The organism is Phytobacter diazotrophicus (assembly GCF_052061655.1).
In the GTDB taxonomy this organism is placed as follows: domain Bacteria; phylum Pseudomonadota; class Gammaproteobacteria; order Enterobacterales; family Enterobacteriaceae; genus Phytobacter; species Phytobacter diazotrophicus.
Genome location: NZ_CM125428.1, coordinates 1,754,815 through 1,768,003, shown reverse-complemented (window position 1 = coordinate 1,768,003; position 13,189 = coordinate 1,754,815). Strand labels below are relative to the sequence as shown.

General features: G+C 52.1%; 12 protein-coding genes and 1 pseudogene. 11 read left to right on the top strand and 2 right to left on the bottom strand.

The genetic code is table 11. The features are described 5' to 3' along the window. Positions 1–99 precede the first annotated feature (99 nt). A complete protein-coding gene (locus tag ACS0RQ_RS08490) occupies positions 100–486 on the top strand; it encodes an isocitrate lyase/phosphoenolpyruvate mutase family protein (protein WP_271850765.1) in 387 nt (128 codons plus the stop codon). Positions 487–535: 49 nt separating this feature from the next. Next, positions 536–673: pseudogene (locus tag ACS0RQ_RS08485) on the top strand (MGMT family protein); the annotation flags it as partial. On the opposite strand, the gene ACS0RQ_RS08480 reads toward ACS0RQ_RS08485, so the two are convergent. After that, complete coding sequence (locus ACS0RQ_RS08480; protein WP_271850766.1) at positions 670–924, bottom strand: YkgJ family cysteine cluster protein; 255 nt, start codon at positions 922–924, stop codon at positions 670–672. The pseudogene ACS0RQ_RS08485 and the gene ACS0RQ_RS08480 sit on opposite strands and share 4 nt — an antisense overlap. Before the next feature lie 145 nt (positions 925–1,069). On the opposite strand from ACS0RQ_RS08480, the gene yeiP reads away from it, so the two are divergent. Further along, entirely contained in the window at positions 1,070–1,642 is a 573-nt protein-coding gene (yeiP, locus tag ACS0RQ_RS08475; protein WP_039079953.1) for an elongation factor P-like protein YeiP, read from the top strand. Positions 1,643–1,711: 69 nt separating this feature from the next. Here yeiP and uxuA read toward each other — a convergent pair whose 3' ends face one another. Then, positions 1,712–2,902: a mannonate dehydratase gene (gene uxuA, locus ACS0RQ_RS08470; RefSeq protein ID WP_039079952.1), complete on the bottom strand. Its 1,191-nt coding sequence runs from the start codon at positions 2,900–2,902 to the stop codon at positions 1,712–1,714. A gap of 203 nt (positions 2,903–3,105) precedes the next feature. Between uxuA and ACS0RQ_RS08465 the strand changes: the two genes are divergently transcribed. The 8 genes from ACS0RQ_RS08465 to ACS0RQ_RS08430 all read left to right on the top strand — a co-directional run bounded on the left by ACS0RQ_RS08465 (position 3,106) and on the right by ACS0RQ_RS08430 (position 13,189). Continuing rightward, a complete protein-coding gene (locus tag ACS0RQ_RS08465) occupies positions 3,106–4,572 on the top strand; it encodes a mannitol dehydrogenase family protein (RefSeq protein ID WP_271850767.1) in 1,467 nt (488 codons plus the stop codon). A 115-nt stretch (positions 4,573–4,687) separates the two neighbouring features. Further along, positions 4,688–5,665, top strand: coding sequence for a CobW family GTP-binding protein (locus ACS0RQ_RS08460; protein WP_271850768.1), 978 nt, complete (start codon positions 4,688–4,690; stop codon positions 5,663–5,665). A gap of 42 nt (positions 5,666–5,707) precedes the next feature. Further along, the gene (locus ACS0RQ_RS08455; RefSeq protein WP_271850769.1) at positions 5,708–6,400 is read left to right on the top strand and encodes a phosphatase PAP2 family protein; all 693 of its coding nucleotides are present in this window, start codon (positions 5,708–5,710) and stop codon (positions 6,398–6,400) included. Positions 6,401–6,834: 434 nt separating this feature from the next. After that, a complete protein-coding gene (gene mepS / locus ACS0RQ_RS08450; protein WP_039079949.1) occupies positions 6,835–7,398 on the top strand; it encodes a bifunctional murein DD-endopeptidase/murein LD-carboxypeptidase in 564 nt (187 codons plus the stop codon). 195 nt (positions 7,399–7,593) lie between these two features. Next, a complete protein-coding gene (pdeN, locus tag ACS0RQ_RS08445; RefSeq protein ID WP_271850770.1) occupies positions 7,594–9,150 on the top strand; it encodes a cyclic di-3',5'-guanosine monophosphate phosphodiesterase PdeN in 1,557 nt (518 codons plus the stop codon). A gap of 95 nt (positions 9,151–9,245) precedes the next feature. Next, positions 9,246–11,054, top strand: a complete 1,809-nt coding sequence (locus ACS0RQ_RS08440) for an extracellular solute-binding protein (protein ID WP_271850771.1) — start codon at positions 9,246–9,248, stop codon at positions 11,052–11,054. A 9-nt stretch (positions 11,055–11,063) separates the two neighbouring features. Next, positions 11,064–12,164, top strand: a complete 1,101-nt coding sequence (locus tag ACS0RQ_RS08435) for a microcin C ABC transporter permease YejB (protein WP_039079946.1) — start codon at positions 11,064–11,066, stop codon at positions 12,162–12,164. Next, positions 12,164–13,189, top strand: coding sequence for a microcin C ABC transporter permease (locus ACS0RQ_RS08430; RefSeq protein WP_271850772.1), 1,026 nt, complete (start codon positions 12,164–12,166; stop codon positions 13,187–13,189). Before ACS0RQ_RS08435 ends, ACS0RQ_RS08430 begins: the two co-directional genes overlap by 1 nt.

The following is a 13,189-nucleotide window of genomic DNA, read 5'->3' as shown; positions in this document are numbered from 1 at the left end:
GAGCAAAAAAGAGAGAGGGAAAAATACCTGTCCGTTTTTCGGTTGTTGCCCGTCACGCCTTATCGGTACCGTTAAGCGCCCATTCAACAGAGGATTGTGATGATGAATTTTGCCCTTTTACACCAACAAGACGGCGCGTTACTGATAGCAAATGTCTGGGATGTCTCCAGCGCCAGAACCGCACAGGCTGCGGGTTATCAGGCAATGGGCACCTCCAGTGCGGCCATTGCCGCGATGAATGGCGATGACGATGGCGACGGCATTACCTTTGCAGTACTCCACCACATGATCGTCCGTTTACGGGCTTGCTGCCCCCTGCCGCTGACCGTTGATATGGAGTATGGCTATGGTGAAAGTCATGAGCAGATTATCGACAACCTGCTCACGCTGGCGGAACTCGGTGTCGCAGGCATTAACCTGGAAAACAGCCGGGTTCAGCAAGGAAAGCGGATGTTGAGGATTCTGCTGAATTTGCATCACTACTGAACGCCATTCGCCAGCGCCTTGCTGATGAACAACACAGTCTGTTGATTATCGTATTGCGATTGTCATCCCCTGCCCCCGGATCCCTGGCAAGGACGGTGCAATGACAGGCTACGGCGGCGGTATTGCGCGCAAGAAATGGTTACTGGAGCATGAAGCGAAATATCAGAACAGCGCGGAGTCGCCTTAAGGTGCGGTCGCGGCTTCCAGATTAATCAGGAAGGTCATGGCCGCCTCCCGATCGCTGAAACACATGCCAGCGCTCGGTTGCAGGCTGGCGCAGACCGCTGGACGTAGCGGGGAGCCGAAAATTTTACACGTGTTGTCATCCGCCAGTTGGATACAACGCGTGTTGGCCGACTTGCCCTGTGGCATACCGGGGATAGGACTTGAAATCGAAGGGGCGATACAGCACGCTCCGCAATCCGTACGGCATTCCATAATCACGACTCTCTGTTGGGCTGGCCGCCAAACTACCTGTTTTCCCCGTCAAACGCAAAACTCAGCGATTCCACTTGCCTGCAAAGGCCCTCGCGGGTACTTTGTCGCGATATTTTCGTTATTTTTAATTTACAGGATCCCACTGATGCCAAGAGCGAACGAAATCAAGAAAGGTATGGTGCTGAACTACAACGGCAAGCTGCTGATTGTAAAGAATATTGATATTCAGTCACCGAGCGCCCGCGGCGCCGCAACCCTCTATAAAATGCGTTTCTCCGATGTGCGCACCGGCCTGAAAGTCGAAGAACGTTTCAAAGGTGACGATATCGTTGATACCGTGACTCTGACCCGCCGTTTCGTTGACTTCTCCTATGTTGATGGCAACGAATACGTGTTTATGGATAAAGAAGATTACACGCCGTACACCTTCACAAAAGAGCAGATCGAAGAAGAACTGCTCTTTATCCCGGAAGGCGGAATGCCGGATATGCAGGTGCTGACCTGGGATGGCCAACTGCTGGCGCTGGAATTGCCGCAGACCGTTGATCTGGAAATTGTTGAAACCGCACCAGGCATCAAAGGCGCGTCAGCCAGTTCACGTACCAAACCGGCAACCATGAGTACGGGTCTGGTGATTCAGGTTCCGGAATACCTGACCACCGGCGAGAAAATCCGCATTCATATTGAAGAAAGCCGTTATATGGGCCGTGCGGACTAAGTCAGCCTGTAAAAGTAAAAAAGGACAGTGAAAACTGTCCTTTTTTTATTTCAGAGCGAAGCTAACGGATTACAACAGGTCGCGGAACAGCGTTTTCTTAAGCGCCAGTTCCACGCCGCGCACTTCAGCCATCCCTTTCAGGCGACCAATCGCCGAATAGCCTGGGTTAGTTTTTTTACGCAGGTCATCAAGCATCTGATGACCGTGATCCGGACGGAACGGAATCGGACGCAGGTCGCCAGCTTTCTTACGGCGCTGCTCTTCACTCAGGATCGCCGCCACAACCGAAACCATATCCACATCGCCTTGCAGGTGCGCCGCTTCATGGAAGGTTTTCGGGTTATCTTCACGGCAGGTCGAACGCAGGTGCGTGAAGTGAATACGGTCGCCGAAAGTCTCAATCATATTCACCAGATCGTTATCGGCGCGTACACCATAGGAACCCGTGCACATAGTGAAACCGTTATTGATGCTGTCGACCGCGTTTTTCAGCCAGTGCATGTCCTCAATGGTCGAGACAATACGCGGCAGGCCAAGGATTGGACGCGGCGGATCGTCCGGGTGCACCGCCAGACGCACGCCGACTTCTTCAGCCACGGCAACAATCGCGCGCAGGAAATAAGCCATATTTTCGCGCAACTGATCTTTGTTGATGCCATCGTATTCCGCCAGACGGGCACGGAACTGATCCAGCGTGTACCCCTCTTCCGCACCCGGCAGACCAGCAATAATGTTGCGCGTCAGTTTTTCAATTTCCGCTGCGCTCATCGCTTCAAAATAGGCCTGCGCCTGCTGCTGTTCTTCTTCGGTGTAATCAGCCTGCGCACCGTCGCGTTTGAGGATATAAAGTTCAAACGCAGCAAAAGCAATCTGATCAAAACGCAGCGCTTTGGAGCCGTCCGGTAGTTCGTATTCCAGATCGGTACGCGTCCAGTCGAGGATCGGCATAAAGTTGTAGCACACGGTATCGATGCCACAGGCTGCCAGGTTGCGGATGCTTTGCTGATAGTTAGCAATCCAGGTGTCATACTGTCCACTGTGCGTTTTAATATCTTCATGCACAGGAATACTTTCCACCACCGACCAGGTCAGCCCTTTTTCAGCCAGCAATGCCTGACGCTGTTTGATTTCTTCTACCGGCCAGACCTGACCGTTGGGAATATGGTGCAGTGCCGTCACAACACCTGTTGCGCCAGCCTGACGCACATCATCTAATGAAACCGGATCGTTCGGTCCGTACCAACGCCAGGTTTGTTCCATCGCCTCATCCTCAAAGTTGTTATACCAATACCGCAAAGCTTATGACGACTACCATACATGTTTAACGCAGAGGGTCAAACGCCGCCGCAAGAATGATTGATCCAGCTCACATTACCCGGATATTTCAGGCACACCAATTCAATTTGCTGTCATATAACTTTACACTACATATTGTTAATTAATGGTTAAACAGGTGTATTTCAATGCAAACAATTGCCTCCGTAACGCTGCCAGAAACGGTGCAGTTACCCCAATATGATCGCCGTTCATTGCGTTCGCGCATTGTTCACTTCGGTTTTGGCGCCTTTCACCGCGCGCATCAGGCACTGTTGACTGACCGTGTGCTGAACGCGCAGGGGGGCGACTGGGGCATATGCGAAATTAGCCTGTTCAGCGGCGACCAGCTTATGGCTCAGTTGCGCGCGCAAGATCATCTTTACACCGTGCTGGAGAAAGGGGCTGACGGGAATAAAGCCTACGTTGTTGGCGCGGTTAACGAATGTCTGAATGCCAAACTGGACTCACTGGCGGCCATTATTGAAAAGTTTTGCGAACCACAGGTAGCCATTGTTTCCCTGACCATCACCGAGAAAGGCTATTGCATCGACCCGGCAACCGGCAAACTGGACCTCACACAGCCGCGCATTGCCCATGATCTGCAGGAGCCTGGCGAACCGCATTCCGCACCAGGCATTCTGGTGGAAGCGCTCGCCCGTCGACGTGAGCGCGGCCTGCCCGCCTTTACGGTGCTTTCTTGCGACAATATTCCGGATAATGGTCACATCGTGAAAAACGCGGTACTGGGTATGGCGCAGACCCGTTCCTCCGAACTGGCACAGTGGATTGATACGCATGTCAGTTTCCCCTCAACCATGGTGGACCGTATCGTGCCAGCCGCGACTGACGAATCACTGGCGGAAATTGCCGCTGAATTGGGGGTTGCCGATCCCTGTGCCATCAGTTGCGAACCTTATATTCAGTGGGTCATTGAAGACAACTTTGTTGCCGGTCGTCCGCAATGGGAAGTGGCAGGCGTGCAACTGGTACAAGACGTTCGCCCGTGGGAACAGATGAAGCTGCGTATGCTGAACGGTAGCCATTCGTTCCTCGCGTACCTGGGGTATCTGGCCGGGTTTGCCCATATCAGCGATTGTATGCAGGATGACGTTTTTCGCCGTGCCGCATATCAGTTGATGCTTGGCGAACAGGCCCCTACGCTAGCTATTACCGGCGTGGACCTCAACGCATATGCAGACAATCTGATTGCCCGTTTTTCCAACCCGGCACTTAAACATCGCACCTGGCAGATAGCGATGGACGGTAGCCAGAAACTGCCGCAGCGTATGCTGGATAGCATTCGCGTGCATTTGCAGCGTGAAAGCCACTGGCCGTTGCTGGCACTCGGCGTGGCGGGCTGGATGCGCTATGTCAGCGGAACGGATGACGCAGGCGAGGCCATTGATGTGCGTGATCCCCTGGCCGATAAGTTACGGGCTATCGTCGAGACCAGCAGTGAAAGGGAGCGCGTTGGGGCGTTGCTGGCGCTCAGTGAAATCTTCGGTACTGATTTACCCACCGATCCGCGTTTCGTGAATGCCATCGACAGTGCATGGCAACAGTTGCGCACGCAAGGGGCGCACCAGGCGGTGCGTAGCGCCCTGCAGATTTAACATTTTCTGCCATTAAAAGGGGCGGAAAGTGCTTTCTCCGCTCCTGCCCTTCTCTTTTTTGCCAATTTTCGCCAGGATTGTCGCACTTATTATTGTGCGTAATGCTGGAGTAAACGTGACGAAAACAAATCTGATTACTGGCTTTCTTGGCAGCGGGAAGACAACGTCCATTCTCCATATGCTGGCAAATAAAGACCCCAACGAAAAATGGGCCGTTCTGGTCAATGAATTTGGCGAAGTGGGCATCGATGGCGCGTTACTGGCGGACAGCGGGGCCTTATTAAAAGAGATCCCCGGCGGATGCATGTGCTGCGTGAACGGCCTGCCAATGCAGGTTGGCCTTAATACGCTATTACGTCAGGGTAAACCCGATCGTTTACTGATTGAGCCTACCGGCCTGGGCCATCCAAAACAGATTCTCGATATGCTCACTGCCCCTGTCTATGAACCCTGGATCGATCTGCGCGCGACCCTGTGCCTTATCGACCCACGTCAGTTGCTGGACGAAAAAGTGACGGGTAATGAAAACTTCCGCGACCAGCTGGCGGCGGCTGACATCATTGTCGCTAATAAAGAAGACCGCACCAGCGTCGAGAGCCAACAGGCACTGGAGGCATGGTGGCAACAACATGGCGGCGACCGTCTGCGTATCAACGCCACACAGGGCAATATTCCCGTGTCGCTGCTGGATAACCCACGCCGCAATCTTCGCGCACTTCCCACCAGTGCCGAACATCACCACCACACCGGCGAAAGAAAAGGACTGGCGGCGTTAAGCTTGCCTGAACATCAGCGCTGGCGACGCAGCCTGAATAGTGGCCAGGGCCATCATGCGTGCGGCTGGATTTTTGACGCAGATACGCAGTTTGACACCATTGGTTTGCTTGAGTGGGCGCGTCTTGCGCCAGTCGAACGCGTCAAGGGTGTAATGCGTATTCCCGAAGGGCTGGTGCGTATTAATCGCCAGGGCCTGGATCTGCATATTGAGACGCAAAATGTCGCGCCGCCGGACAGCCGTATTGAATTAATTACCGCCTCCGAAGCGGACTGGAATGCCTTGCAGGCCAGTTTGTTGAAGCTTCGTTTAGGTTAAGGGCACTACTGTTTTGCCCGTATTGTTCAAAAATGGATAAAGATGAAGACTCGTTTACCGCTTATTTTTTTGCTTAATGTCGCTGGTTTTGCGCTGTTCCTGTCCTGGTATTTACCGGTCAATCATGGATTCTGGTTTCCGCTGGACGCGGCAATTTTCCACTTCTTCAATAACGGCCTCGTTGAGAACCATGCATTCCTGTGGCTGGTCGCGCTGACCAACAACCGCGCCTTTGACGCCTGCTCGCTCATAGCAATGGGCTGCCTGATGCTGTCGTTCTGGTTGCATGAAGACAGCGCCGGACGTCGCCGGATCGTCATTATTGGCCTGACTATGTTGCTGTTCGCGGTGGTTATTAATCAGCTCGCGCAATTGCTTATTCCCGTTAAACGCGAAAGCCCAACCCTCTTTTTTAGCGGCATTCATCGGGTCAGTGAATTACTGGATTTCCCGACCAAGGATGCCTCCAAAGACAGTTTTCCGGGCGATCATGGCATGATGTTGCTTATTTTTTCTTCTATCATGTTGCGCTATTTTGGTAAAAAAGCGTTCGCCATTGCCCTGATTATTTTTGTGGTTTTCGCATTCCCTCGTGTGATGATTGGTGCCCACTGGTTTACCGATATTGCTGTTGGCTCTCTTTCTGTGGTGCTGATTGGCCTGCCATGGTGTCTTATGACACCACTTAGCGACAAAATAATTAGCTTGTTTAATCGTTACCTACCGGGAAAATAAACAACTTTTATACAATTTAATAACATGGATGTATGCCAATCATCAGGGATCGTTTTCGATCCCTGATGAAAATTTGTCAAAACTTCGCCTTTTCTGTCATCCCCCTGTCATAACAATCACTATTCAAATTAGCGATTTGCATGATTCTTAACCTAAATTGCCGCTTTTTTAGCCATTCCTGATAATTAACTTTCTGTATCATAATTTCTTATAAAAAATCGCAGAAAAGCGCTCGCAATGCCCGTAGTGATAGGGTAATCTCGGGTCTGCTTTGAGCTAATGAGCAATTATTCTCATAACAAAGAAATTTGTGCGTTCATCCACAGATTTGATCACGGGTAATTGTCTCATTGCATACAGCTAATTACTCTCGCTGCGTTGGCATTTTTTATAACGATATTTATCGTTAAGGACTTCAAGGGAAAATAATTAACATGGTCAAATCTCAGCCGATTTTGAGATATATCTTGCGGGCGATTCCCGCGGTAGCAGTGGCGGTTCTGTTATCAGCTTGTTCGACAAATACCGCGAAAAACATGCATTCTGAGACGCATGCTGTGGGCGAAGATATCTCTTCACTGCAAGCCTCTCAGGATGAATTTGAAAATATGGTGCGCAATCTGGATGTGAAAAATCGCATCCTCGATCAATATGCTGACTGGAAAGGTGTACGTTACCGCTTAGGCGGCGACACCAAGAAAGGTATTGATTGTTCCGGCTTCGTCCAGCGCACTTTCCGTGAGCAGTTTGGTTTAGAATTACCGCGTTCAACCTACGAACAGCAGGAAATGGGTAAGTCGGTATCACGCACCAGTTTGCGTACCGGTGACCTGGTGTTGTTCAGAGCAGGGTCAACGGGTCGCCATGTAGGCATCTACATTGGCAATAACCAGTTTGTCCATGCTTCGACAAGTAGTGGTGTGGTGATTTCCAGCATGGATGAGCCCTACTGGAAGAAGCGCTACAACGAAGCGCGCCGCATATTGTCCCGCAGCTAACGCATGTTTTCGCCGGTTATCCCTTGGCTGGCGCGAAACGATAAAAGAACACTGCTTCGGCGGTGTTTTTTTATACCCATTTTTCTTGCCTGTTTATATGTCTCATTAAGTCTTTCCAGGCTATATTCCAGGAAATCAAATAGAGCAATTGCCTGGCTTTTTTTCGCTCAAACTCGCCAGATATGGATATAAGTGATGTTGACCCGCAACTTTTCCGCCAGCCGGAAAATTCTTCTGTTCAGTCTTCTGATCGGTCTTTTCGCGGCTATCGCCGTTGGCGGGATTGAGTTTTTAGTTGTTCAGAAGAAGCACGAACAAAAGATGAATGCCGTACTCGCGGGCATGCAGCACTGGCTCACAGGCTATTTTAGCGATATCAAGACCACCGCTGAGGCGCTCCAGCCATTAACACTCAATGAGTGCGCTGATGTCGCCAGTGAGCTGACTTCACGCGCCGCTTTTAGCACCAATGTCCGCGCATTTTTATTAGTCAAAAACGATAACGCATTTTGTTCTTCTGCCACGGGCGTGATGCACGTGCCGATGAAGGATCTCCTGCCGGAGATTGATCTGCACAAAGACTTTGATATGGTCATCTTACACGGCACGCCAATGTTGCCGGACAAACCTGCGATTGCAATGTGGTTCCGTAGTTCCTTGCTTGATGACCGTGGCGTTTTTGTATCACTCAATGTCAACCTCACCCCTTTCCTGCTTTATACCTCACAGCAACAAGAACTGACCGGTATTGCTCTCGGGATCGGCCACAACGCTATCTCCACTTTTTCGGCGGGGCTTGTTGACCTAAGCACCCTGCAAACCGCACCGTTTCGCACGGCGCATCTTGCTGGCTTTCCGCTGACCATTAGTCTTTATACGAAAACATGGGAACCCGAAGACGTACAATTTGCCCTGCTGTTTGGCGGCATGATGGGTACACTTGCCGGTTTGCTGACGGCCTGGTGTTTATTTATCCGAATGCGCCCAGGCAAAGAGATCCTTACCGCCATTAAACAGAATCAGTTTTATGTGGTGTACCAACCCGTGGTTGATGCCAGTGAATTACGGGTGCGGGGTGTCGAAGTACTCATGCGCTGGAAGCACCCCACTGCCGGAGAGATCCCACCAGATGCGTTTATCCAGTATGCCGAGGCGCAACAGTTGATCGTGCCGCTGACGCTGCACCTGTTTAAGCTTATTGCCCACGATGCGCCGGTCTTGCAGACACTGCTGCCACAGGGGGCCAAACTGGGTATTAATATCTCGCCCGGCCATTTGCATGTTGAAAGCTTTGCTGAGGATATTCGCCACTTTACGCATTCCCTTCCGGACGACTATTTCCGCCTCGTACTCGAAATCACCGAGCGGGATATGTTGCGCCAGAGTGAGGCGGTGAAATTATTCCAGTGGCTGCGTGATGAAGGTTATGAAATTGCCATTGATGATTTCGGCACTGGTCACAGTGCACTTATTTATCTTGAACGTTTCACCGTAGATTATCTCAAAATCGATCGTGGCTTTGTGAATGCCATTGGTACTGAAACCGTCACGTCACCGGTGCTTGATGCCGTGCTGACGCTGGCGAAACGTCTGAATATGTCCACCGTGGCAGAAGGTGTCGAAACGCCGGAACAGGCTCGCTGGCTACGGGAACATGGCGTTAATTTTATGCAGGGTTACTATTTCAGCCGCCCAATGACACTTGAACAATTCACAATGTGGCATCCCCCGCAGTTTTCATCACGACTTTAGGCCGTTAATTATTTCACAATGGGCGCACCCTCCCTTATTATTCAATGAGAAAACGTTGGTGCGCCCGGAGCGCCACTGGTAAAGGATCCCGCCCGATGAAGTTTGTGCGCCTGTTTATTTTGAGTTTGCTGCTGGTTGGCACCGTTAGCCATGCGCAAACTATAAAAGAGAATTACGCGTTTGCCGTTATTGGCGAGCCCAAATATGCCATCAATTTTTCACATTTTGACTATGTGAATCCCGCTGCGCCTAAAGGCGGCAATATTACACTTTCGTATCTCGGTACGTTCGATAACTTCAACCGCTTTGCACTGCGCGGTAACGCCGCTGTGCGCACCGAGTCGCTCTATGACAGCCTGTTTACCACCTCTGATGATGAACCGGGCAGCTACTATCCGCTGATTGCTGAGGTGGCCCGCTACGCCGATGATTATTCATGGGTCGAGGTCTCGATCAATCCGCGCGCCACCTTCCACGACGGCTCACCTATTCGGGCCAGCGATGTGGCATTCACCTTCCATAAGTTTATGACCGAAGGGGTGCCGCAGTTCCGCCTGATCTATAAAGGCACCACGGTAAAAGCGATCTCCCCCTTAACCGTGCGTATAGAACTGGGTGAACCGGGCAAAGAGAACATGCTTAGCCTCTTCTCTCTGCCGGTTATGCCTGAGAAATTCTGGAAAGATCATAAACTCAGCGACCCGCTATCGTCCCCTCCCCTCGGGAGCGGCCCTTATCGCATCACCAGTTGGCGGATGGGACAGTACGTGACCTACTCGCGCGTGAAGGATTACTGGGGCGCGACGCTGCCGGTCAATCGCGGGCGCTGGAATTTCGACAGTATTCGCTATGACTATTATCTGGACGACAATGTCGCCTTTGAGGCCTTTAAAGCTGGCGCGTTCGATATGCGCACCGAGGGCAGTGCAAAAAACTGGGCGACGCGCTATATCGGCAGCAATTTTGACCGTGGCTATATCATTAAAGATGAGCAGCCAAACACCTCCGCGCAGGATACCCGTTGGCTGGCATTCAATATCCAGCGACCAATGTTCACTGACCGTCGGGTACGTGAAGCTGTCTCGCTGGCCTTTGATTTTGAGTGGATGAACAAGGCACTGTTTTATAACGCCTACAGCCGCACCAACAGCTATTTCCAGAACACGGAATATGCCGCACGCAATTATCCGGATGCTGCGGAGCTGACGCTGCTGGCGCCGATGAAAGCCGACCTGCCGCCGGAGGTGTTCACCTCTATTTATACTCCACCCGTCTCCAAAGGCGATGGCTATGACCGCGAGAACTTACTGAAAGCCGCTGAGCTGCTTAAACAGGCAGGCTGGGAAATGAAAGACCAGAAACTGGTGAACACCCAGACCGGTAAACCGTTCGTTTTCGAGATGCTGCTGCCTTCTGGCGGGAACAACCAGTGGGTGTTGCCGTTTCAGCACAACCTGGCGCGGCTGGGTATTACAATGGAAGTCCGCCAGGTCGATAACTCACAGATAACCAATCGTCTGCGCACCCGCGATTACGACATGATGCCGCGCGTATGGCGGGCAATGCCGTGGCCCAGTTCCGATCTGCAAATCTCCTGGAGTTCGCAATACATCGATTCAACCTATAACTCCCCCGGCGTGAAAAGCCCGGTACTGGATAAACTGATCGCACAAATTATCCAGGCGCAGGGAGATAAGCAAAAACTGCTGCCGCTAGGGCGGGCGCTCGACCGGGTGCTGACGTGGAATTACTACATGTTGCCCATGTGGTATATGGCAGCCGATCAGGTGGCCTACTGGGACAAGTTCTCGATGCCAGGCATTCGCCCCGTCTATTCACTCGGTTTCGACACCTGGTGGTACGACGTGAACAAAGCGGCAAAACTGCCCGCAGACAGACGCTAAGGAGACAGGATGGGCGCCTATTTTATTCGACGCTTGTTGCTGATCATTCCCACCTTGTGGGCGATTATCACCATTAACTTTTTCATCGTACAAATTGCCCCTGGAGGGCCGGTCGATCAGGCCATTGCGGCGATTGAGTTCGGTAACCAAAGTGGCTTACCGGGGACGACGGTCGAAGGTGGCGGTGCCACACACGCCCGAACCGGTGTCGGCAGCGCTACCAGCAACGATAGCCACTATCGTGGCGGGCGTGGGCTTGATCCGGAAGTGATTGCTGAAATCACCAAACGCTACGGCTTCGACAAACCGATTCATGAGCGTTATTTCAAAATGCTCTGGGACTATGTCCGTTTCGACTTCGGCAATAGCCTGTTTCGCAGCGCCTCAGTGCTACAACTGATCAAAGAGAGCCTGCCGGTTTCCGTCACGCTTGGGCTATGGGGGACGCTGATTATCTATCTTGTGTCGATTCCCCTGGGGATCCGCAAAGCGGTCTATAACGGCAGCCGGTTCGACGTCTGGAGCAGCGCTTTTATTATTATCGGCTACGCGATCCCCGCATTTCTGTTCGCTATTTTGCTGATCGTCTTTTTTGCGGGCGGCAGCTATTACGATATCTTCCCGCTGCGTGGGCTGGTTTCGTCGAACTTCGATACCCTGCCCTGGTACGCTAAGGTAACCGACTACCTGTGGCACATCACCCTGCCCGTGCTGGCAACCGTCATTGGCGGCTTTGCGGCCCTGACCATGCTGACGAAAAACTCCTTTATGGATGAGATCAGAAAACAGTATGTGGTGACCGCGCGCGCAAAAGGCGTCAGCGAAGGCAATATTATGCGCAAACATGTGTTTCGTAACGCGATGTTACTGGTGATCGCAGGCTTTCCTGCCACCTTTATCAGCATGTTTTTTACCGGCTCACTGCTCATTGAAGTGATCTTCTCACTTAATGGGCTGGGGCTGCTGGGCTACGAGGCCACCGTCTCGCGCGATTATCCGGTGATGTTTGGCACGCTTTATATTTTCACGCTTATCGGCCTGTTGCTGAATATCCTCAGCGACATGACTTACACACTGGTCGACCCGCGCATCGATTTCGAGGGACGCTGATGTTTAAATTAAGCTACGTCAACCAGACTCGCTGGGCGCGTTTTCGCCATAATCGCCGCGGTTTTTGGTCGCTGTGGATTTTTCTGCTGATCTTTTTACTCAGCCTGTTTGCCGAAGTGATCGCCAATGATAAACCGCTGCTGGTGCATTATCAGGGTCACTGGTACGCGCCGGTGATTTTCAACTACAGCGAGAGCGAATTTGGCGGTCCGTTTGCCACGCCTGCGGATTATCAGGATCCCTGGCTGCAGCAGCAAATCGCTCAGCATGGCTGGATGATTCATGCCCCCATCCGCTTTGGCGCGCGCAGTATCAACTACTCCACCACTCAGCCTTTCCCCTCGCCACCCTCAAAGCAGAACTGGTTAGGTACCGATGCCAACGGCGGGGATGTGCTGGCGCGTATTCTCTACGGGACGCGTATCTCATTGCTGTTTGGCTTAATGTTGACGCTCTGCTCCTGCGTTATCGGCGTGCTCGCAGGCGCACTACAGGGCTATTACGGCGGGAAAATCGATCTGTGGGGCCAGCGCTTTATTGAGGTCTGGTCAGGCATGCCAACGCTGTTCCTGATTATTCTGCTCTCCAGCGTCGTACAGCCTGGATTCTGGTGGTTGCTGGCCATTACGGTACTGTTCGGCTGGATGAGTCTGGTGGGCGTGGTGCGCGCTGAGTTTCTGCGCACGCGAAATTTCGACTACATCCGTGCGGCGCAGGCGCTGGGGGTGAACGACCGCAGCATTATGCTGCGTCATATGCTGCCCAATGCGATGGTCGCCACGCTGACCTTCCTGCCGTTTATTTTATGTAGCTCGATTTCCACCCTGACCTCGCTGGATTTCCTCGGCTTCGGTTTGCCACTGGGTTCACCGTCGCTCGGCGAATTATTACTGCAGGGGAAGAACAATCTGCAGGCGCCATGGCTGGGTATCGCGGCGTTTTTATCTGTGGCGGTATTACTGTCGCTGTTAATTTTTATTGGTGAAGCGGTGCGCGACGCCTTCGATCCCAACAAGGCGGTATAA

Excerpts from the sequence above, each read along its gene's own strand:
- ACS0RQ_RS08455 (WP_271850769.1), top strand. The coding sequence starts at position 5,708 with ATGAAGACTCGTTTACCGCTTATTTTTTTGCTTAATGTCGCTGGTTTT.
- ACS0RQ_RS08480 (WP_271850766.1), bottom strand. The coding sequence starts at position 924 with ATGGAATGCCGTACGGATTGCGGAGCGTGCTGTATCGCCCCTTCGATT.
- ACS0RQ_RS08490 (WP_271850765.1), top strand. The coding sequence starts at position 100 with ATGATGAATTTTGCCCTTTTACACCAACAAGACGGCGCGTTACTGATA.
- mepS (WP_039079949.1), top strand. The coding sequence starts at position 6,835 with ATGGTCAAATCTCAGCCGATTTTGAGATATATCTTGCGGGCGATTCCC.
- ACS0RQ_RS08435 (WP_039079946.1), top strand. The coding sequence starts at position 11,064 with ATGGGCGCCTATTTTATTCGACGCTTGTTGCTGATCATTCCCACCTTG.
- uxuA (WP_039079952.1), bottom strand. The coding sequence starts at position 2,902 with ATGGAACAAACCTGGCGTTGGTACGGACCGAACGATCCGGTTTCATTA.
- pdeN (WP_271850770.1), top strand. The coding sequence starts at position 7,594 with ATGTTGACCCGCAACTTTTCCGCCAGCCGGAAAATTCTTCTGTTCAGT.
- ACS0RQ_RS08440 (WP_271850771.1), top strand. The coding sequence starts at position 9,246 with ATGAAGTTTGTGCGCCTGTTTATTTTGAGTTTGCTGCTGGTTGGCACC.
- ACS0RQ_RS08465 (WP_271850767.1), top strand. The coding sequence starts at position 3,106 with ATGCAAACAATTGCCTCCGTAACGCTGCCAGAAACGGTGCAGTTACCC.
- yeiP (WP_039079953.1), top strand. The coding sequence starts at position 1,070 with ATGCCAAGAGCGAACGAAATCAAGAAAGGTATGGTGCTGAACTACAAC.
- ACS0RQ_RS08430 (WP_271850772.1), top strand. The coding sequence starts at position 12,164 with ATGTTTAAATTAAGCTACGTCAACCAGACTCGCTGGGCGCGTTTTCGC.